The 21614-nt window shown below is 60.7% G+C and carries 16 protein-coding genes and 1 pseudogene; 11 read left to right on the forward strand and 6 right to left on the reverse strand.

Going from position 1 to position 21614, the window contains the following annotated elements; all coding sequences use genetic code 11:
* Positions 1–41: 41 nt before the first annotated feature.
* The gene (locus tag AB4O12_RS00715; protein ID WP_016771353.1) at positions 42–347 is read left to right on the forward strand and encodes a DUF2288 domain-containing protein; all 306 of its coding nucleotides are present in this window, start codon (positions 42–44) and stop codon (positions 345–347) included.
* A 282-nt stretch (positions 348–629) separates the two neighbouring features.
* On the opposite strand, the gene AB4O12_RS00720 is transcribed toward AB4O12_RS00715, so the two are convergent.
* The gene (locus AB4O12_RS00720; protein WP_041478027.1) at positions 630–2828 is read right to left on the reverse strand and encodes a hypothetical protein; all 2199 of its coding nucleotides are present in this window, start codon (positions 2826–2828) and stop codon (positions 630–632) included.
* Between the two features lie 196 nt (positions 2829–3024).
* Here AB4O12_RS00720 and AB4O12_RS00725 point away from each other — a divergent pair.
* A pseudogene (locus AB4O12_RS00725) lies at positions 3025–3920 on the forward strand (NAD(P)-dependent oxidoreductase).
* On the opposite strand, the gene AB4O12_RS00730 reads toward AB4O12_RS00725, so the two are convergent.
* On the reverse strand, positions 3811–6093 hold the full coding sequence (locus AB4O12_RS00730; protein ID WP_460060107.1) for a putative bifunctional diguanylate cyclase/phosphodiesterase: 2283 nt from the start codon (positions 6091–6093) through the stop codon (positions 3811–3813). The pseudogene AB4O12_RS00725 and the gene AB4O12_RS00730 overlap by 110 nt on opposite strands.
* A 150-nt stretch (positions 6094–6243) precedes the next feature.
* A complete protein-coding gene (locus AB4O12_RS00735; protein ID WP_024011928.1) occupies positions 6244–6612 on the reverse strand; it encodes a YkgJ family cysteine cluster protein in 369 nt (122 codons plus the stop codon).
* Positions 6613–6913: 301 nt separating this feature from the next.
* Between AB4O12_RS00735 and AB4O12_RS00740 the strand changes: the two genes are divergently transcribed.
* A complete protein-coding gene (locus tag AB4O12_RS00740) occupies positions 6914–8263 on the forward strand; it encodes a spinster family MFS transporter (protein ID WP_056783397.1) in 1350 nt (449 codons plus the stop codon).
* Positions 8264–8373: 110 nt separating this feature from the next.
* On the opposite strand, the gene rapA is transcribed toward AB4O12_RS00740, so the two are convergent.
* On the reverse strand, positions 8374–11220 hold the full coding sequence (gene rapA / locus AB4O12_RS00745; RefSeq protein ID WP_460060110.1) for an RNA polymerase-associated protein RapA: 2847 nt from the start codon (positions 11218–11220) through the stop codon (positions 8374–8376).
* A 252-nt stretch (positions 11221–11472) separates the two neighbouring features.
* Between rapA and AB4O12_RS00750 the strand changes: the two genes are divergently transcribed.
* From AB4O12_RS00750 to ccoM, 3 genes are all read left to right on the forward strand, one after another.
* Positions 11473–11814: a hypothetical protein gene (locus AB4O12_RS00750; RefSeq protein WP_024011931.1), complete on the forward strand. Its 342-nt coding sequence runs from the start codon at positions 11473–11475 to the stop codon at positions 11812–11814.
* A 94-nt stretch (positions 11815–11908) separates the two neighbouring features.
* Positions 11909–12070, forward strand: a complete 162-nt coding sequence (locus tag AB4O12_RS00755; RefSeq protein ID WP_016771347.1) for a hypothetical protein — start codon at positions 11909–11911, stop codon at positions 12068–12070.
* 154 nt (positions 12071–12224) lie between these two features.
* Positions 12225–12338 (forward strand): cytochrome c oxidase subunit CcoM, encoded by a 114-nt coding sequence (ccoM, locus tag AB4O12_RS00760; RefSeq protein WP_016771346.1) that lies wholly within the window; start codon positions 12225–12227, stop codon positions 12336–12338.
* A gap of 992 nt (positions 12339–13330) precedes the next feature.
* Here ccoM and AB4O12_RS00765 read toward each other — a convergent pair.
* Entirely contained in the window at positions 13331–14806 is a 1476-nt protein-coding gene (locus tag AB4O12_RS00765) for an inorganic phosphate transporter (RefSeq protein ID WP_016771345.1), read from the reverse strand.
* A gap of 370 nt (positions 14807–15176) precedes the next feature.
* Positions 15177–15377, reverse strand: coding sequence for a hypothetical protein (locus tag AB4O12_RS00770; protein WP_008080067.1), 201 nt, complete (start codon positions 15375–15377; stop codon positions 15177–15179).
* Between the two features lie 631 nt (positions 15378–16008).
* Between AB4O12_RS00770 and pcaR the strand changes: the two genes are divergently transcribed.
* The 5 genes from pcaR (at position 16009) to pcaF (ending at position 21599) form a co-directional block, all read left to right on the forward strand.
* Positions 16009–16851, forward strand: a complete 843-nt coding sequence (gene pcaR, locus AB4O12_RS00775; RefSeq protein ID WP_016771343.1) for a pca regulon transcriptional regulator PcaR — start codon at positions 16009–16011, stop codon at positions 16849–16851.
* Positions 16852–17144: 293 nt separating this feature from the next.
* Positions 17145–18491: a 4-hydroxybenzoate transporter PcaK gene (locus AB4O12_RS00780; RefSeq protein WP_041478919.1), complete on the forward strand. Its 1347-nt coding sequence runs from the start codon at positions 17145–17147 to the stop codon at positions 18489–18491.
* Between the two features lie 269 nt (positions 18492–18760).
* Complete coding sequence (locus AB4O12_RS00785; RefSeq protein WP_024011937.1) at positions 18761–19618, forward strand: CoA transferase subunit A; 858 nt, start codon at positions 18761–18763, stop codon at positions 19616–19618.
* Positions 19618–20397: a CoA-transferase subunit beta gene (locus AB4O12_RS00790; protein WP_016771341.1), complete on the forward strand. Its 780-nt coding sequence runs from the start codon at positions 19618–19620 to the stop codon at positions 20395–20397. The genes AB4O12_RS00785 and AB4O12_RS00790 overlap by 1 nt, the downstream gene beginning before the upstream one ends.
* Positions 20394–21599 carry a 3-oxoadipyl-CoA thiolase gene (gene pcaF, locus AB4O12_RS00795; RefSeq protein WP_177434204.1) on the forward strand — a complete coding sequence of 402 codons (1206 nt, stop codon included), beginning with the start codon at positions 20394–20396 and terminating at the stop codon, positions 21597–21599. The genes AB4O12_RS00790 and pcaF overlap by 4 nt, the downstream gene beginning before the upstream one ends.
* The last annotated feature ends 15 nt before the right edge of the window (positions 21600–21614 follow it).

Raw genomic sequence — 21614 nt, forward strand, 5'->3', positions numbered from 1 at the left:
GACGTTATCATTCGCGTCGATTTCTTTTCCGGACAGCTCCCATGAATCAAGAACCTAGCACCCTCTATGCCAAGCTGCTTGGTGAAACGGCATCTATTACCTGGAAAGAGCTGGAGCCGTTCTTCGCCAAGGGTGCCCTATTGTGGGTCGACCCTGACCTGGATTTGATCGCCGCCGCTGAGGCCGTGGCCTCGGATGAAGGCGAGAAAGTCGCGGCCTGGCTGGCCGACGACAAGGTCGCCAAGCTGTCTGAAACGCGGGCGCTGGATATTTTCGAACGTGATCCGCAGCTGTGGGCCGTGGTGGTTTCGCCGTGGATTCTGATCCAGGAAAGGGCGGCCGTTTAATTGCCTGCACTCTTTTGGTGCCTCGATTGCCGCGCCGCAAGTGTGTAGCGGAGTAGCGTGATGGCACCTTGCCGTGGAGAATCGCCACGCCTCACGGTGACGTAAACGTAACGGGAACAGTTTATTGAGCGGCCTGAGGGTTGCTTAATTGTTTCTGGATGTTCGTAAGCTGAATTTGTCGGTGAGGTTGAGGGCGCCTTCGCGAGCAGGCTCGCTCCCACACCGGAATGCACTTTCCTGTGGGAGCGAGCCTGCTCGCGAATGGAGCGACTCGCTGCTGGATCAGACCGAGAACGTCTTCCCGGTATGGTTATTCAGCGAAATGACCTTGGTTTTGCCAATCCGGTGGCGGTAGATCTCGCGCAGGTACTTGATCGACTTCTTCACGCAATCACGCGACAGGCGGATGTCATTGATCGAGACGAACTTGTCTTTATCGTTGATCAGCTCGCGATACTTTTTCTCGTACATCGGTTTGATCGCGTACCAGTTGGTATCGAGGATCTTCGCCGGGTTCTCGAATTCGTTGAGCAGGTCGTCGATCCGCTCCTCGTCGAAGTCTTCCTGAATGATGAAGTCGAGAATCGAGTTATCCAGCGTCTCGTCGAAACGGTACGGATTCTTCGCAAAGCAGCGCTTGATGAATGCCACGATCAGTGTGAGGAAGTCGTCCGACAGGCACGGGCTCTTGGCGATCAGGGTGGTCAGCGACAGGTTGGCCGAAGCGCCGATCACCAGCGCATAGCGCTTGAGCGTGGTGTTGGGGAACAGGCTGTTGAGGTGGGTCTTCAACCGGTTCAGATCCATGTACGACAGTTTGTAGTCTTTCGGCAGCGAGACGATCGACACCACCGACGAGCAGTTCTTGAAGAAGTGCAGGTCGTGCAGCGCGGCGGCGTCGTAGCCGGAATTCTTGTACTGCTCAAGCGAAGCGCGATAACGCTTGGATTCGATCGGCAGCAGGCTGATGCCTTCGATGGCCTGAGTGACCTTGTTGAAGTGCGGCAGGTCGATCGAACGGAAGAACAGGTCGTCGATGTTCAGGCGCTGTGGCTCTTTATCGAAGACCTTGAACTTGTCGCTGCTCGGCGGCGGGGTTTCCGGCACTACCGATTCGGCGTAGGCAATCGCCACTGGCCCGGCCAGACTCATGAACAGGTCGTTGGCATCCAGGCGGATGGTTTCGCCGATGTCGATGCCGGCGCGGCGGAAGTAGTTCTGGTCGTAGTCGGTGGTGACTGCCTGCGCCGTCAGAATATTGAAGATCTGTTGCGAGATGTACTGGTTGGCGTGCTTCTCCATGGCATTGACATCAATGTTCTGGATGTTGCCGTCATCGCTTTCTTCGGCGTAACGCATGATGTCGTTGGAGATCAGCATCATCGCGTTCCACGGGCGGATACGCCCCATCACGCTGGCTTCGCTGCTGTCTTCGTTGGCGAAGTTGTAGGAGAAATCCCATTCCTCCGACAGGTATTTGCAAAGCAGGCGCCCGGCGTTGATGTGCAGCGCTTCGGACATTTCGCTGCGGTGGTCGGAAATGTTCGGCAGCACGCAGATGCCGCTGGTGAAGATCGGCTCGAACACAAACGAATGGCCGCTCTTGCCGTCATGCTCATCCATCGGCTTGGTGTCGAAGGTCTTGTTCATGTACGAGTGCTGCTGCGCCAGACCGAACTCCGAGGCCATGCCCGAACCGGTACCGCCGCCGGCACTGAAGATCGAGAAATACAGGCGCGACTGGTTGGCCTTGATCCCGCAGCTGTCGATCAGGTACGAGTGGATCATTTTCCAGTCGGGGCTGGAGAAGCGCTGGGTGTCCTTGTTGAGGATGATCTTCGCCAGGTACTGGCCGAGGATCGGCGCGTTACCGGCGCCACCGGCGTGGACTTCGGACAAGTCCATGATCTTCATTTTGCTGTAGTCGCGCAGGAAGCCGCTTTTCTCGCCCTTGCGCGAGAAACGGATGCGCCCGGCGATGTCCTTGTCGAGGTCGCCAAGCATCACCAGCGGTTCGACCAGAAACACCGGTTTGGTCGATTTGCTGGTACCGATGCGCAGGTTGTTCTTGATCCACTGCGCCGGGCTGTAGCCCTTGTCGGCCAGACGCCGGTCGCTCGGGCGGTCTTCGTTGTTGAATTCATTGAGGTAGAACTTGCGCGCGTTGTACACCAGCTCCGCCACGTCGAGGGCGATGTTGGAGCCGCAGCGACCGAGGCCGATCAGACACACCGAGGGGAATTCCTGGTCGTTGTGCTGCTCGTTGTCGCCTTCCTGATGCGCCGGGCGCGGGAACACCGAGTCGCGCAGGCCGTCGAGGTTATCGAGGATGCGGTCGGTGTTGGTCTCGGTGAAGTACAGGTATTGCTGGGTCGACAGCGGACGCGAGGGCGGCGTCGGTCTGGATAATGACGCGCTGTTCGCGGCGGGGCTCAGGGTCAGATCGGCTGTTGCACTGGCGGGGTTGTTTTTAGAGGTCATGGTGCGCCATTTACCTGGACTGGGTTGGCCCGCCGAACAGTGCCGGCGAACCTCACGGAATAAGATCTCGCGTCTTGTGTGCGCGAATACGGCCCGGGCGTCGTAGTGCTGGCTGGTCTGATCGCCGGGCGGAATCCTTTCCTGATCGTTGATGAATCGGCCATGATTCGGTGATCTTTAATCGAAAAGAGGCGAAATGATGTCAACGCTACCTTCGTTGGGGTTTGCCGGAATCGGCCTGATGGGCCTGCCCATGTGCCGGCGTCTGCTGGCGGCGGGTTACCCGTTGGCGGTGTGGAACCGCAACCCGGACAAGTGCGCACCGCTGGTTGCGGCCGGCGCCCGCCGGTATCGAGCCCTGCCGAACTGTGCGCACACGCCGACATCGTCATGCTGTGTCTGGCCGATACCGCCGTGGTGCGTGAGGTGGTGTTTGGCACTGGCGGTATCGCCGAAGGGGCAAAAAACGGCCAGCTATTGGTGGATTTCTCCAGTCTTGAACCGACCGCGACTCGCGAGATGGCCGCAGCGCTGGCCGAGAAAACCGCCATGGGCTGGCTTGACTCCCCGGTGTCCGGCGGCGTGGTCGGCGCCGAGGCCGGCAGTCTGGCGATCATGGTCGGTGGTGCAGCGGCAGATCTTGAGCGCGTACGCCCGGTGCTGCTCAGCCTCGGTCAGCGCGTCACGCACATGGGCGGCGTTGGCGCCGGCCAGGTGACCAAGGCCTGCAACCAGATGATCGTCGCGTGCAATGCGCTGGTGATTGCCGAAGTGGTGGCGTTGGCCGAACAGGCCGGGGTCGATGCCAGTCTGATCGCCGAGGCGCTGGCCGGTGGCTTTGCTGATTCGAAGCCGTTGCAGATCCTTGCGCCGCAAATGGCCGAAAGCCGTTTCGAACCGGTCAAGTGGCACGTGCGCACGCTGCTCAAGGATCTCGACACAGCAGTGAAATTTTCCCGCGAGCAGGGCTCGGCGACGCCAATCAGCGGATTGGCCGCACAATTGATGCGCCTGCATGGGGCGCAAGGCTTTTTAGCGAAGGATCCAGCGACGCTGGTGCAAATGTATCGCGCGCCAGACTCAACGGATTGACCCCGAGGACGGGTTTGCGCTGGTTGATTTCATCGAGCACCGCGCGCAATTCGTCCAGCGGCACCGGGCGGCTGAGCAGATAACCCTGAATGAAGTCGCAGCCCGAACGCTCGAGAAACTCGTATTGCTCCAGGCTCTCGACGCCCTCGGTGACCACCTGCAGATGCAGAGTGTGGGCCATGACGATGATCGCCTGCACGATCTCCATGTCCGCCGTGGCGGTGGGAATGTCGAGGATGAACGAGCGGTCGATTTTCAGGGTGTTCAGCGGCAGGCGCTTGAGGTAGGCCAGCGACGAATAGCCGGTGCCGAAATCATCGATCGACAGCGACACACCGAGGGCGCGGATCTGCCGCAGCAGCACCAGAGTGTCGGCGATATTGCCCATCAAGGCGTTTTCGGTGACCTCCAGTTCCAGGCGTTCCGGGGCAACGCCCGCCGTGTGCAAGGCGTGCTCGATCTTCTCGGCCAGCTCTTCGCGCGCCAGATTCAGCGGCGAGCAGTTCCAGGCGATTTTCAATTCGGCACAACCATGCCGCGACAGCTCGCCAAGATCCTTGCAGGCGCGGCGCAGCACCCAATTGTCCAGTTCGGCGATCAAACCGTTGTTCTCGGCGATACCTATGAAGCGATCCGGTGTGAGCAAACCGTGAACCGGATGCTGCCAGCGAATCAGCGCCTCGAGCTTGGTCACGCGTCCGGTTTTCACTTCGAAGATCGGCTGGTAGTAGAGCATCAGCGCGTTGTCTTGCCGTAGCGCACTGCGCAGTTCTTCTTCCAGTTGCAGCTCGAAACTGGCGCGGGTCTTCAGGCTGGAATTGAAGAAGTGCAGACCGTTGCGCCCGGCGCCTTTGGATTGGTACAGGGCCAGGTCGGCGTGTTTGAGCAGCTCTTCGCAGGTAGTGCCGTCTTCGGGAAACAGGCTGATGCCGATGCTGGTGGTCATCACCATGCGCCGGCCGGCCAGTTCGATCGGCTCTTTCATCTTGTGCATGATGCGCTGCGCCATACCGCGCGCCTCTTCGCGGTCGCGCAGGCTGATGAGGATGCAAAACTCGTCGCCGCCGAACCGCGCGACCACGTCTTCGTGGCTGCGCACCGAGCTCTTGATGTGCTGGGCGATGACTTTGAGCAGCGCGTCACCGGCATCATGGCCGAGGCTATCGTTGATGCGCTTGAAGTGGTCGATGTCGAGAAACATCACCGCGAGCATGCCGCCTTCGCTGGTTTTCTGGCTGAGTTTTTCGGCGAACATCTGGTTGAAACCACGGCGGTTGATCAGGTTGGTCAGCGCGTCGTAATTGGCCGCTTGCTGCAAAGACATGCGCGCCTGATCGAGTTGGCTGAGCAGGGCGTTGACCCGGCGCAGGTCGTTTTCCTTGTTCTGCAGCTTTTTGTCGGCGAGGGCAGCGCTGATCGCACTGCCGAGAATCAACAGGATGATCAGCGCCACGGTCAGGCCCAGTTGCAAATGCCCGGTTTCACTGCCGCTCGCTGCCAGGGCACCTTCGGGAAGCACCAGATCCAGCGCAGCCATGCCGGTGAAGTGCATGCTGATGATGCCGGCGCCGAGAATCAGCGCCGCGCTGTACTTGAGCAATTGATGCGCGACCCCGCTGCCTTCGCTGAGATAGCGCGCCACCCACAGCGCGGTGAAACTGGCGCCGATGGCAATCAGCACCGACAGCGCGAACAGCCCTGGCTGATAGTAGGCGGTGGCGCTCGACTTCATCGCGGCCATGCCGACGTAATGCATGCCAGCGATGCCCAAACCGATGACACACGCGGTCTTCAGGCAATGCAGCGCGCTCGGCTGCACCTCACTGAGAGTGTGCATGGCCAGCCACGAGGCGAGCAGAGCGATCAGTAACGACAAGAGGGTGATGCCGAGGTCGTACTGAATATCGATGGGGGTCTGGAAGGCCAGCATGCCGATGAAGTGCATGGCCCAGATGCCGCCGGCCAGGCAGGTCGCGCCGATCCAGCGCCAGATGCGCCGCGACCCCGGATCTTCGGCATGCACCAGGCGCTCTGCCATGTCCAGGGTGGCGAAACTCGCCGCGCAGGCGACCAGATAGGCCACCATCACCAACAAAGGGTTGTGGCTGCAATCGAGGAGAATCTGCCCGCTCGCCGGCAGCTCGGCAACAAACTGCAAACCAAGCCACTCCATAGCATGCCCCGTCTCGGATTCATCTGGCCCGTGCGTCAATCAACGCAGGCGAATGGATGGAGTATAGAGGCGGTTTTCACGCTGCAAGGCGTAGTGGCACATTGGTGGTAATGATTTTGCCATTAGCCTCATAGCGATTTGCGCTAAGGCTCAGGCAATGCGCTCCAGCGGCAGATCATTCCAGTGTGGCGGCAAGGGCGGCAGGCCGTGGGCAGCGCGGGCCTTGTCGCAGTCCGGATTGTGTTCGCCGTTCTCCCACGATGCCTCGAACTCACGACACGTACTCGAGCGCTTGTCATAGATCGTGCAGGCCACGGCACTGCCGACCTCACCCGCCAGGGACATGCAACGCGCCGGTTTGCGATCGGTGCCGATCATTGCCACCCGGCTCGGGGTGATCTGCGCGACCAGTTCATCGGGCACCGTTCCGCCAGAGGATGAGCACTCACCCCAGAAAAAAGACACACGAAAATGGGAACAGCAGGCACCGCAATTCAGACACGGACTGGCTTCGGACATGGGCGGGGGTATCAAAGGGATTGATCGGAAGATCCGGACGGATCCGGCGGCCATTCTAGACTTTGCCATGGCGTTGGGAAGGGGGGCGCGAAACTATTTTTTTGTCGCCGGATTTTGCCGCGAAAGCCCCGTATGGCGGGGGATTCCAGACTTATCAAGGGCTTACGTTTCGTTACAGTGCGATGGGTCGATATCAGGCTGACGAATGATGACAGACAGCCCCCGTGCGGCTGACTAGATTGCAGGTTCCGGGCTCGACGCGCTGGCAGTGAAGCCCTCATAACAATAAAGAGACGGACCCATGCAGAACTCGACCCAAGCGGCGAATGCCTGGCGCATTCTGTTCCTGCTGTTCCTCGCCAACCTGTTCAATTTCTTCGACCGCACCATCCCGGCGATCATCATCGAACCGATCCGCATGGAATGGCACCTCAGCGACTTTCAGCTGGGCATCATCGGCACCGCGTTCACCATCGTTTACGCCATTGCCGGCCTGCCACTCGGGCGCATGGCCGACACCGGTTCACGCAGCAAGCTGATGGGCTGGGGCCTGGCCACCTGGAGTGCGCTGACTGCGGTCAACGGTATGGTCGGCAGTTTCTGGAGCTTTTTGATCGTGCGCATGGGCATCGGCATCGGCGAAGCCAGTTATGCACCAGCGGCCAACTCGCTGATCGGCGATCTGTTTCCGGCGCACCGTCGGGCGCGGGCGATGGGTATTTTCATGCTTGGCCTGCCGCTGGGGCTGCTGCTGGCGTTCTTCACCATCGGCGCGATGGTCAAGGCCTTCGACAGCTGGCGCGCGCCGTTCTTCATCGCCGCCGTGCCGGGGCTGATCCTCGCGGTGTTCATGTTCTTCATCAAAGAGCCGAAACGCGGCGCGGCTGAAACCGTGCAGGTTTCGCAGGAGAAAGTCGACAGGCCTATCCGCCGCGTTCTCGCTGTGCCGACCTTCCTGTGGTTGGTGATGGCCGGGCTGTGCTTCAACTTCGCGACCTATGCCTGCAACTCGTTTCTGGTGCCGATGCTGCAACGCTACTTTCTCATGCCGTTGCAGGAGGCGGCGGTGGCAACCGGGTTGATCGTTGGCGTGACGGGATTGGTCGGGCTGACCCTTGGCGGCTGGATTGCCGACAAGATTCACCAGCGCTTCGCCAGTGGGCGGCTGCTGTTTGCCGCGTTCAGTCTGATCATTTCAACGTTGTGCACAGCCTGGGCGCTGCATGCCGGGCGCATTGAGATCGGCGTGTTCGTCGCGGTGTTCAGCGTTGGCTGGCTGTTCGCGTACAACTTCTATACCTGCGTGTACACGGCAATTCAGGACGTCGTCGAACCGCGCCTGCGGGCCACGGCGATGGCGTTGTTCTTTGCCGGTCTGTATCTGCTCGGCGGCGGGTTGGGGCCAGTGGTCGTGGGTGGGCTGTCGGATCACTTCGCGCACACGGCGATGCTGGCGGCAGGGGCTGAGCAGATGACCGAAGCGTTCAAGGCTGTCGGCCTGCACGACGCGATGTACCTGATCCCGGTAGCGCTGTTCCTGACCATGGTCTTTCTGTTTCTGGCATCGCGGTGTTTTGTTCGCGATGCACAGCGGATGAAGGAGGGGTTGGTGGCGGTGGTTGAGCCTGAAATTTCTGCGGCGACTGCCTGACCGTTTTCGCGAGCAGGCTCGCTCCCACATGATCGTTCCCACGCAGAGCGTGGGAACGATCGGCCCGCATCACTGCGGGCCTCTTGGTTTTCAGCGGTGAAGCGGGGCGGTTAGCCCGCTACCAACACCCGAATCGCTTCCAGGCGCAGCGCCGCTTTGTCGAGCATCGCCAGACCTTGCTCACGCTGAGTGCGCAACGCCTGCAGTTCGCTATCGCGCACGGTCGGGTTGACCGCTTGCAAGGCGGTCAGGCGCGCCAGTTCTTCGTCGGTGTCGGCGGCCAGACGGCGGCGCGCTTCGGCCACACGTTCGGCGTGACGCGGGGCGATCTTTTCTTCGCCGGCATTGATCCGTGGCGTCAGCTGATCGCGCTGGGCCTGGATGAATTTGTTGGCACTGGCGCGGGGCACGCTTTCCAGCTGATCGTTGAGGGTTTCGAACGACACCCGTGGCGACAAGTCGTTGCCATTGGCATCGAGCAGGCAACGCAGCGCCGCCGGTGGCAGGTAGCGACCCAGTTGCAGCGAGCGCGGTGCGACCACTTCGCTGACGTAGAGCAATTCCAGCAACACGGTGCCTGGTTTCAGCGCCTTGTTCTTGATCAGCGCGACGGCGGTGTTGCCCATCGAACCGGACAGCACCAGATCCATGCCGCCCTGCACCATCGGGTGTTCCCAGGTGATGAACTGCATGTCTTCGCGCGACAGCGCCTGGTTGCGGTCGTAAGTGATGGTCACGCCTTCGTCGTCGCCCAGCGGGAAACTGGCGTCGAGCATCTTCTCGCTCGGCTTGAGGATCAGGGCGTTTTCCGAATGGTCTTCGCTGTCGATGCCGAACGCGTCGAACAGGGTTTCCATGTAGATCGGCAGGGCGAACTGATCGTCCTGCTCAAGGATCGCCTCGACCAGCGCTTCACCTTCGCCAGCGCCGCCGGAATTCAATTCCAGCAGACGGTCGCGACCGGTGTGCAGCTCGGCTTCGAGACGCTCACGCTCGGCGCGTGCTTCGTCGATCAGTGCTTGCCACTCGCCGTCATCGGCTTCTTCGAGCAGCGGCAGCAGGCGTGGGCCGAACTGATGCTGCAAGGCGTTGCCGGTCGGGCAGGTGTTGAGGAAGGCGTTGAGCGCTTCGTGGTACCACTGGAACAGGCGCTCTTGCGGGCTGGTTTCCAGGTACGGCACGTGCAGTTCGATGATGTGCTTCTGGCCGATCCGGTCGAGACGGCCGATGCGCTGCTCGAGCAGGTCCGGGTGCGACGGCAGATCGAACAGCACCAGATGGTGAGCGAACTGGAAGTTGCGACCTTCACTGCCGATTTCCGAGCAGATCAGCACTTGCGCGCCGAACTCTTCATCAGCGAAGTAGGCGGCGGCGCGGTCACGCTCGAGGATGTTCATGCCTTCGTGGAACACCGTGGCCGGGATGCCGGAACGCACGCGCAACGCGTCTTCCAGGTCCATCGCGGTTTCGGCGTGGGCGCAGATCACCAGCACCTTGGTGCGCTTGAGCATTTTCAGCTGATCGATCAGCCACTCGACGCGCGGATCGAATTTCCACCAGCGCTCTTCTTCGCTGGCGTCCGGCTGCGCCTGGAAGCTGACTTCCGGGTACAGCTCGGCGTGTTCGCCCAGCGGCAGTTCGAGGTATTCGTCCGGGCACGGCAGCGGGTACGGGTGCAGTTTGCGCTCCGGGAAACCCTGCACGGCCGCGCGGGTATTACGGAACAGCACGCGACCGGTGCCGTGGCGATCAAGCAGCTCACGGACGAGGCGGGCGCTGGCTTCAGTATCGCCATCGTTGACGGCGGTGAGCAGGGCTTCACCTTCGTTGCCGAGGAAGCCGTGAATGGTCTTGTGCGCTTCGGCCGAGAGGCGGCCCTTGTCGAGCAGTTCCTGCACCGCTTCGGCGACCGGGCGATAGTTGTCGCTCTCGGCGCGGAACGCGGCCAGGTCGTGGAAACGATTCGGGTCGAGCAGGCGCAGACGGGCGAAGTGGCTGTCCTGACCGAGTTGTTCCGGGGTGGCGGTGAGCAGCAGCACGCCGGGAATCACTTCGGCCAGTTGCTCGACCAGCGAATATTCCGCGCTGGCCTTGTCTTCATGCCAGACCAGGTGATGCGCTTCGTCGACCACCATCAGGTCCCAACCGGCAGCGAACAAGGCGTCCTGCGCCTTCTCGTCGTCGACCAGCCACTCCAGCGCGACCAGCGCCAGTTGCGTGTCTTCGAACGGGTTGGTGGCATCGCTTTCGATAAAGCGTTCTTCGTCGAACAGCGCGACCTGCAGATTGAAGCGGCGGCGCATCTCCACCAGCCACTGATGCTGGAGGTTTTCCGGGACCAGGATCAGCACGCGGTTGGCGCGCCCCGAAAGCAGTTGGCGATGGATGACCAGACCGGCTTCGATGGTTTTACCCAGACCCACTTCGTCCGCCAGCAATACGCGCGGGGCGATACGGTCGGCGACTTCGCGGGCGATGTGCAGCTGGTGCGCGATCGGTTGCGCACGCACGCCACCCAGGCCCCACAGCGAGGACTGCAACTGGCGGCTGGTGTGTTCAAGGGTGTTGTAGCGCAGGGAGAACCACGGCAGCGGGTCGATCTGTCCGGCGAACAGGCGGTCGCTGGCCAGACGGAACTGAATGAAGTTCGACAGCTGGGTTTCCGGCAGGGTGACGACTTCGTTCTGCCCGTTGAGGCCGTGATAGACCATCAGCCCGTCGACGTCGTCGACCTGCTGCACGGTCATCTTCCAGCCTTCGAAATGGGTGATGGAGTCGCCCGGCGAGAACCGCACGCGGGTCAGGGGCGCATTCCGTAGCGCGTACTGGCGGGTTTCGCCAGTGGCCGGGTAAAGCACGGTCAGCAAGCGGCCGTCCTGTGCCAGAACGGTGCCTAAACCAAGCTCTGCTTCGCTGTCACTGATCCAGCGTTGCCCCGGTTGATACTGCTGCGCCATGCTGCCTGACTCCCACCTTGAAAAAGCGGGCTATCTTAACGGAATGACGGCTTCAGGGCCAAAGATTACTGGCGTAGGAGCTGCCGAAGGCTGCGATCTTTTGATCTGTGGGAACACTTGGGTTTTGCGTTGTCCCATGAAAGATCGCAGCCTGCGGCAGCTCCTACGGGTGCGAGGTGCATCACACAATTACGACAGGCGGCTCAAGGCGCCTGCACCCCAGCCGATAGCCTGCAGACAGGAGACCTTTATATGTTGCCACCGATGCTCCCCTTGAGCGCCGTGCCGATCACTTCCCAGCAGGATCCGATCCGCCAGCGGCCGGACATCCCGCCAGTGGTGCCGGTGCAGGAAAGCTCCAACGAAAGCACGATCGATCTGCAGAAGCGTGATCCGGAAGAGGATCGTCTGCTCGCGCGCGAAGAACAGCGTCGTCAACAAGAACGTGACCGCCGACGTCGCGAGGCCGATGAAGATCCCGAAGAGCATCTGGCGGTGCCCGGCACTGAGCTCAATGCCGATAACACCGTGCCGGTGGTGCCGCTGATAGACGATCAGCCGCGTCAGGGCTTGTGGGTTGATATCGAGATTTGAGCAGCGACTGGTCAGCGCCTGCGCCAAGCGGCATGATTGGCGCAATCCTGTCGGTGACGGCAGCTGTGATCTCTTCTGCGATGTGCCGGACGCCATGAGCCAAGACGACAAACTGATCGACCTCAGCACTGAACGCGCCAAGCGAGTGCATGACCTCAACGAAAAGCGCCTGAACGAAGTGCGCCAGGCTTTCGAGCAGGCGATGCCGTTGGGAAAAGCCAAGAAAAAGTCGAAGAACAAGCCGAAAAAGCGTTGATCTCCCGCTGCATTGGTTGATGCAGATCAGTTATTTCCCCTCCTTTATTTCCCTTCGTTGCGGATATTGATCCTGGTCAATATGTGCGCCTGTGTGTTTGTTAATTTGAATCCATCGCAGCAAAGCAAAGCAAAGCAGGGCCGGGAGGTCAGTCATGTTTTTCGATAACGTGGTGTTTGCCGGGGTTCTCACGGTGGGGCTCATGGTGCTGTTTTTTGCAGGGTTTGGATTTTTTATCTGGAAGGATGCGCATAAGCGGCGCAAGTGAGTTCTTCTGGATTGATGGGCACGCAAGGCATTTTGGGGCGACTTCGGTTGCCCCTTTTTTTGTGCCTTGGCGGCCTTGGCGGCCTTTGGGCCGACCAGGCTGTTGGGGGGTTGGGTGAATATCCGTTGCTTCGGTAGCGGCTGCTGGCGGTTTCGCCTGACGGCGACTTACTTTTTTACAAGCGCCTAAAAAAGTAAGCAAAAAACGCTAGCTCCTGCGTTCGGCCCTCGCAGGCTCGGGTTCCTTCGTTTCGGGACTGATCCGGGCGCAGCGGCTCCGGTTTGCTTCGCTGCACCTCCTTCCGCTGTGTCTGGCTGCGCCAGACGGTCGCTGCGCTCCCACGCCCGGATCAATCCCTCCGCTCAGCCTTCCGACGTCGCCGGTGGATCAAGATCAAAAGCGTTACTCGAGCTTGCGCTCATTGTTGAGTGGTTAGAAGCGTCGCATGGCTTGAGATTTTCGGTGGATTCGCCCCCTCACCCCAGCCCTCTCCCGAGGGAGAGGGAGCCGATTTTTGCGGTGTTCAAAACCTGCATTCGACTCGGTATCGCAAGTCGGCGTGTTTCGCCCAAACACCTCGGTCAGTCCCCTCTCCCTCTGGGAGAGGGCTAGGGTGAGGGGCTCTTGATCTGGCTTTGGCTTTTGCTTTTGATCTTTTGCCCCTTCGGCAGGCTTCGTTACGGGATCGATCCGGGGGTGGGAGCGTAGCGACTGTACGACGCAGTCGTACACAGCGAGTGTAGGTGCAGCGAAGCCAACCGGAGCCGCTGCGCCCGGATCGGTCCCGTAACGAAGGTACCCCGAGCTCCAGCGAGCGGGCCGTACGCCGGGGCAAAGCCTTTGGGTTACCTTTTTGGCGTTTGGAAAAGGTGACTCGCTGTAAGAGCGAAACCGCCAGCGGCAGCACCCGCAGCAACGGATATGCCCCCAATCCAAAAAACAAAAAAGGCGCGATTCCAAAGAATCGCGCCTCCTTCACAAGCAACAATCGATCAACTACCCAAAGCCTTCGAAGCCAACCAGAACAACCCGGCCGACAGCGCCACGGTCGCTGGCAAGGTCAACACCCAGGCCAGCAGAATAGTCTTGACCGTGCCACCCTGCAGGCCGCTTTTATTGGCAACCATGGTCCCGGCCACACCCGAAGACAACACATGAGTGGTCGACACCGGCAGGCTGAAAATGTTGGCCATGCCGATCAGGCTGGCTGTGGTGATCTGCGCCGACATGCCCTGGGAATAGGTCATGCCCTGCTTGCCGATCTTCTCGCCAATGGTCAGCACCACACGCTTCCAGCCGACCATGGTGCCCAGGCCCAGTGCCAGGGCGACCGCCAGAATCACCCAGAACGGGGCGTATTCAGTGGTGGTGGTCAGGTCTTTGCGCAGCTTGTCGAGGTCAGCCTTTTCACGGGCTTCCAGGCCAGGCAATTTGCCGACTTTCTTCGCCGTGTCGTCCAGGCAGAGCAGGTAGCGACGCACTTCGATGCGGCTGTCCGACGACAGCGAATGGTAGTCCGCTACACCTTTGAGGGTATGCAGCAGGGCGGTGATGGTCGGTTCGGTCTGCTGCGGGTTGCAGCGGAATTTCTCCGGCAGGTCGCCTTCCACGCTCTTGCCCAGGGCCAGGAATTCACCCAGCGAATCGGCGTTGCGCTGGTAGAACTGGCTCAGGTGCAGGGTCGCGTCGCGGGTGCGTTCGATCTGGTAGGTGGTGCTGTTCAGATCGAGTACGAACTGCGCCGGGACAATACCGATCAGCACCAGCATGATCAGGCCGATGCCTTTCTGGCCATCGTTGGAACCGTGCACGAAGCTCACGGCCATGGCCGAGATCACCAGGACCAGACGGTTCCAGAACGGCGGGTGCTTTTTGTCGTCGATCTTGCGGCGCTGTTCCGGCGTCTTGTGCATCTTCGACAGCGGGCGCCACCATTTCAGGCCGATCAGCACCAGCGCGGCGATGAGGAAGCCGGCCATCGGCGAGAACACCAGCGAGGCGCCGATGTCGATCGCTTTCTGCCAGTTCACGCCATCTCTCAACGGAATGTCGTTGATCAGCGCGTTGGCCAGACCGACGCCGAGGATCGAGCCGATCAGGGTGTGCGAGCTGGAAGCCGGGATACCGAAGTACCAGGTGCCCAAATTCCAGGCGATTGCCGCGGCGAGCAACGAGAACACCATCGCCAGGCCATGGCCGGTGTTCACATTGATCAGCAGTTCAACCGGCAGCAGGTGGACGATGGCATAAGCCACGCCAACGCCGCCCAGCAGCACGCCGAGGAAATTGAACACACCGGAAAAGAACACCGCCAGGTGTGGCGGCATGGCTTTGGTGTAGATAACAGTGGCTACCGCGTTAGCGGTGTCATGAAATCCATTGATGAACTCGAAGGCGAGGACAAACGTCAGGGCGAGCAAGAGGCTCACAAGCACCCAAGCATCCAGTCCGCTGAATAAATCGATCATGAAGGTTTTCTGACCCGGTCGTAAGGGGGCGCGATTATGCCAGAAAAGACAGGAAATCGATGCCCCGTCTGCTCACTGGTCACACCCTTCTTCGATTTAATTTGTTGCAGGGCGTGAAAACCAAGCAGCACGCAGGGTTTTTCAACTACTTGATTTTATTGAATAAACTATATTTTCGAGCCGTTTTTTCAGACATCGCAAAGGCTCAAACGCTTGTCTGAAATATCTCTGAAACCTGTGGGACGCTCGTTCATAAGCCCCAGAACAGCGATGCAGCCGCTGCCCGCAGATAGCGGGCGCGCGAGATGTCGTCTTCCACCGCGCTGTGGCTCAGGCGGACGCCGACTTTCGAATGCTCAACCGCCGTGGCTCATGGCTCTTCGGCTTTGAGTTCCTTTTCGATCTTTTCGATTTCCTGCTTGAACACCTGATCCTGAACAGTAGGGCGCTTGCGCCATGCCTTGCGTTCCGGTTCCGGCTGAGCGGCGTAGGTGGTGACTTCCCCGCCGTAAACTTCCTTGTAACGTTGTTCCTGGCGCTCTAGTTCCGCGCGCAGTTCGTCTTTCGTCACGGTGCTACCTGTATGAGTTGAATTGAATATCCGGTGAAACACACTGCAACGAGTCAATTGAGCGAACCCGCCAGTCATCCACAGCCCGATCAGGCGCGGAGACATTGCAGAGGCGATCAAGACTTCCGTGTTACAGGCGGCTACGGCACCAGATAAAAACTGACGCAGCATCAGTTTCCTGTTTCAGCGAGCGCTGGCGTTGCATGTGTGATGGGCGCCGGGCGCTGGCCGGAGCTGAGACGAAGGACCTCGTTTCAGCAAGTCGCGGGCTTTTGATTAAAGCGCCGCGACTAGGGTGCATTATAGCGGCCGATTCGGGAATGACTATCTTTGCCAAGTTAAAAACGGTTCTGAATGTGTGAGGGTTTTGTTACCGGCAACTTTTACCGCTAGTTAAGTGTAAAGACCGCGTTATAGAACAGGCGTTCTGTTTTTGGCGCCATTAACTGGAACAACTAAGTTGCGAGCAGAATCGCTAAAGCTGCCTCAAGGATGAAGAGGAGGGCGGGCGGCTGGATTGCGATTATCGGTCGGCGGTTCGATAATCGCCCAATGTTGGTGCCGCGATGCTTGTGCATCGCGCGGCGAGCCGTTTGACTAGGCATCGATGCGTGCCGGACAAGGACAAGAAATGAACGATCAAATGCGCAACTCCTTCACGTCGGTGGCGCCGCCCATCGTCGCTTCGCCGGCCAAGCGCATTCAGGCGCTGACCGGTGATCCGGATTTCATGACGTCCTTGGCCCGTGGTCTGGCGGTGGTGCAGGCGTTTCAGGAACGTAAACGCCACCTGACCATCGCGCAGATCAGTCATCGCACGGAAATTCCCCGCGCCGCCGTGCGCCGTTGTCTGCACACGCTGATCAAGCTCGGCTACGCCACCACCGACGGGCGCACCTATTCGCTGCTGCCGAAAGTGCTGACCCTCGGCCACGCCTATCTGTCCTCAACCCCGCTGGCCGTTTCCGCACAGCCGTATCTCGACCGTATGAGCGAGCAACTGCACGAAGCCTGCAACATGGCGACGCTGGAGGGCGATGACATTCTCTATATCGCACGTTCGGCGACCACTCAGCGATTGATCTCGGTCGACCTTTCCGTCGGTGGGCGGTTGCCGGCGTATTGCACGTCGATGGGGCGGATTCTGCTAGCGGCACTGGATGACACCTCCCTGGGCGAATACCTCGACCACGCCGAACTGGTGGCCAAGACCAGCCGCACCATTCATACCCCGGACGCGTTGCTCGAATGTTTGCAGCAGGTGCGTCAGCAGGGCTGGTGCATTGTCGATCAGGAACTGGAACAGGGCCTGCGCTCGATCGCTGTGCCGGTGTACGACGCCTCCGGGCAAGTGGTCGCCGCGCTGAATGTCAGCACCCACGCCGGGCGAGTCAGCCGCGCCGAGCTGGAGCAGCGCTTCCTGCCCGGCCTGCTCAGCGCCAGCCGCGACCTCAGTGCGCAGTTGTTCGCCTGAGGAAGCTGTTCGATAAACGCACAGTGTTGCGTTTATCGAATTGACGCTAAAACCCTCGGATCATTAATGTCGCGGCAGCGTCATCCGGCGCTGATGTGAATGAGCTCGCCGGACTGTCGACCCCATAATAATGACAAGAGGCAACTCACCATGCGCTCGCTCCCCGACTGTCCGTATCCCACCCGTTGTTGCCGGGTTCACCGCAACGCCTGATAACAACCTTCTATTCTTGTGACCGTGCCTTCCTTTGGCCGGCCGCCGTTCGACTGCGTTTTTTGCGTGGAATAAAAATAATGAACCAGCCTCAGTCCGCTGTGGGTAACTGCCTCGATGTGCAGACCTTTATCAACGCCCAACCGATCTCGCGCTATCAGTGGCGAGTGGTGATCCTGTGTTTCCTGATCGTATTTCTCGACGGCCTCGACACCGCCGCCATGGGCTTCATCGCCCCGGCGCTGTCGCAAGACTGGGGCATCGACCGCGCCAGCCTCGGCCCGGTGATGAGTGCTGCGCTGATCGGCATGGTCTTCGGCGCCCTCGGCTCCGGCCCTTTGGCTGACCGCTTCGGGCGCAAAGTCGTACTCGTCGGTGCGGTGATTCTGTTCGGCGGCTTCAGCCTGGCCTCGGCGTACAGCACCAACGTCGAACAACTGCTGGTGTTGCGCTTCCTTACCGGCCTCGGTCTCGGCGCGGGCATGCCCAACGCGACGACGCTGCTCTCGGAATACACCCCGGAGCGCAAGAAGTCGCTGCTGGTGACCAGCATGTTCTGCGGCTTCAACCTCGGCATGGCCGGCGGCGGTTTCATCTCGGCAAAACTGATCCCGGCGTTCGGCTGGCACGCGCTGTTGATGATCGGCGGGATCCTGCCGCTGATCCTCGCCGTGGTATTGGTGTTCTGGCTGCCGGAGTCGGCGCGCTACCTGGTGGTACGCAACCGCGGCACCGACAAAGTTCGCAAGACCTTGGCACCGATCGATCCAATTACCGTCGCCCAGGCTGCGAGCTTCAGCGTGCCGGAACAGAAAACCGTCAAGGCGCGCAATGTCTTCGCGGTGATCTTCTCCGGCACTTACAGCACCGGCACGCTGCTGTTGTGGCTGACCTATTTCATGGGCCTGGTGATCGTCTACCTGCTGACCAGTTGGCTGCCGACGCTGATGCGCGACAGCGGCGCGAGCATGGAACAGGCCGCGTTCATCGGTGCGTTGTTCCAGTTTGGTGGGGTGTTGAGCGCGGTCGGGGTGGGCTGGGCGATGGACCGCTTCAATCCGCACAAGGTCATCGGCATTTTCTACCTGCTGGCCGGGGTGTTTGCCTACGCCGTGGGGCAGAGCCTGGGCAACATCACTTTGCTGGCGACGCTGGTACTGGTGGCGGGCATGTGCGTTAACGGCGCGCAATCGGCGATGCCGTCATTGGCAGCGCGCTTCTACCCGACCCAGGGCCGTGCGACCGGGGTGTCGTGGATGCTCGGCATCGGCCGCTTCGGCGCGATTCTTGGCGCGTGGATGGGCGCAACCTTGCTCGGCCTGGGCTGGAATTTCGAGCAAGTGCTGACCGCTCTGGTGATCCCGGCGGGGTTGGCGACGGCGGCGGTGTTGATCAAGGGCATGGTCAGTCATGCGGATGCGACCTGAATCGGGCGCAGATCGTTATTGAACAGGCTGGCCCCTTCGCGAGCAGGCTCGCTCCCACATTCTGGAATGCATTCCAAGGTGGGAGCGAGCCTGCTCGCGAAGCTTTTGATCTGATTGTTAGCTGAACAACAATCCGTTCGATAAACGAACACTCAGTCGATTATCGGATTGTTTGGCGATTTTCCCGAGCTTAATCTTCAGTGACTCCGGCGCTGAACCTCGCGCCTTTTTATCACTGGCGATTCCTTACAAGAACAGGAGCCCGCTCCATGGCTGAGATCCTTTCGCTGCACGACGCGGTGAAGCAATTCGTCAACGACGGCGATACCGTCGCCCTCGAAGGCTTCACTCACCTGATCCCTACGGCAGCGGGTCATGAAATCATTCGTCAAGGCAAGAAAGATCTGACGCTGGTGCGGATGACGCCTGACCTGATCTACGACCAACTGATCGGCGCCGGTTGCGCGCGCAAACTGATTTTCTCCTGGGGCGGCAACCCGGGTGTGGGTTCGCTGCACCGTCTGCGTGACGCGGTCGAAAAGCAGTGGCCACACGCGCTGGAAATCGAAGAACACAGCCACGCCGACCTCGCCAACGCCTACGTCGCCGGCGCGTCCGGGCTGCCGTTCGCGGTGCTGCGTGCCTACGCCGGTTCCGACCTGCCGAAGGTCAATCCGCTGATCAAAACCGTGACCTGTCCGTTCACCGGCGAAGTGCTGGCGGCAGTGCCATCGGTGCGCCCGGACGTCACCGTGATCCACGCGCAAAAGGCCGACCGCAAAGGCAACGTGCTGCTCTGGGGCATTCTCGGTGTGCAGAAAGAAGCCGCGCTGGCGGCCAAGCGCTGCATCGTCACGGTGGAAGAGATCGTCGATGACCTCAACGCACCGATGAACGCTTGCGTACTGCCGACCTGGGCCTTGAGCGCGGTCTGCCACGTGCCGGGCGGCGCGCATCCGTCCTACGCCCACGGTTACACCGAGCGTGACAATCGTTTCTATCAGGCGTGGGACCCGATCGCTCGCGACCGTGAGACGTTTACCGCGTGGATCAACGAATACATCCATGGCTGCGCTGACTTCAGCGAATTCCAGGCCAAATTGGCCGCTGCTTCGGAGGCCAAGTAATGACTTACACCACCAATGAAATGATGACCGTCGCGGCGGCCCGGCGCCTGAAGAACGGCTCGGTATGCTTCGTCGGCATCGGCCTGCCATCGAAAGCCGCCAACCTCGCGCGCCTGACTTCATCGCCGGACGTGGTGCTGATTTACGAATCCGGCCCGATTGGCGCTAAGCCGAGCGTACTGCCGCTGTCCATCGGTGACGGTGAGCTGGCCGAGACCGCCGACACCGTGGTGCCGACCGGTGAGATTTTTCGCTATTGGTTGCAGGGCGGGCGCATCGACGTTGGCTTCCTCGGCGCCGCGCAGGTCGACCGTTTCGGCAACATCAACACCACCGTGGTCGGCGACTACCACGCGCCGAAAGTGCGCCTGCCGGGTGCCGGTGGCGCGCCGGAGATTGCCGGTTCGGCGAAAAGCGTGCTGATCATCCTTAAACAGTCGGCGCGTTCGTTTGTCGACAAACTCGATTTCATCACCTCGGTCGGTCACGGCGAGGGCGGCGATTCGCGTAAACGTCTCGGCCTGCCGGGCGCCGGGCCGGTGGGGATCATCACCGACCTGTGCATCATGGAACCGGAGGAGGGCACCCACGAATTTGTGGTCACCGCGCTGCATCCGGGCGTGACCCGCGAGCAAGTGGTCGCCGCCACCGGTTGGGCGATCCGTTTTGCCGACTCTGTTGAAACCACCGCTGAGCCGACCGAAGTCGAGCTGACGGCGCTGCGTGATCTTGAAGCGCGCACCGCTGCCGCCCACGGTCAGGCACCGGGAGAAGCATGATGCGTGACGTGTATATCTGCGACGCGATTCGCACCCCCATTGGCCGCTTCGGTGGCGCATTGTCCGCCGTGCGCGCCGACGACCTGGCCGCCGTGCCGATCAAGGCCCTGATGGAGCGCAATCCATCGGTGGACTGGAATGCCGTCGATGAGGTGTTCCTCGGCTGCGCCAATCAGGCCGGCGAAGACAACCGCAACGTCGCACGCATGGCATTGCTGCTCGCCGGCCTGCCGGACAGCGTGCCCGGCGTTACGCTCAATCGCCTCTGCGCTTCGGGCATGGACGCGATCGGCACCGCATTCCGCGCTATCGCCAGTGGCGAGATGGAGTTGGCGATTGCCGGTGGCGTCGAGTCGATGTCCCGCGCGCCATTCGTGATGGGCAAGGCCGACGCGGCGTTCTCGCGCAACATGAAGCTGGAGGACACCACCATCGGCTGGCGTTTCATCAACCCGCTGATGAAGGCGCAGTACGGCGTCGATGCCATGCCGCAAACCGCTGACAACGTCGCCGACGACTATAAGGTCTCGCGCGCAGATCAGGACGCCTTTGCCTTGCGCAGTCAGCAACGTACCGCCGCCGCGCAGGCCGCCGGTTACTTCGCCGAAGAAATTGTTGAAGTACGGATTGCCCACAAGAAGGGCGAAACCGTGGTTAGCCAGGACGAACATCCGCGCGCCGATACCACGATTGAAGCGTTGACCAAGTTGAAACCGGTCAACGGCGCGGACAAAACCGTCACCGCCGGCAATGCCTCGGGGGTCAACGATGGTGCTGCTGCGCTGATTCTGGCTTCGGCCGAAGCGGTGAAAAAACACGGCCTGACCGCCCGCGCAAAAGTGCTCGGCATGGCCAGCGCCGGTGTCGCACCACGGGTGATGGGCATCGGCCCGGTGCCGGCGGTGCGCAAACTGACCGAGCGCCTCGGCGTGGCGGTCAGCGATTTCGACGTGATCGAACTCAACGAAGCGTTTGCCAGCCAAGGCTTGGCGGTGCTGCGCGAGTTGGGTCTGGCCGACGATGCGCCGCAGGTCAACCCGAATGGCGGCGCGATTGCCCTCGGTCACCCGTTGGGCATGAGCGGTGCGCGGCTGGTGCTGACCGCCCTGCATCATCTGGAAAAGACTGGCGGCAAGAAAGGTCTGGCGACCATGTGCGTCGGTGTCGGCCAGGGTCTGGCCCTAGCCATCGAACGTGTCTGACGCGCTGCGGCACTT

The organism is Pseudomonas sp. S2_A05 (genome assembly GCF_054668485.1).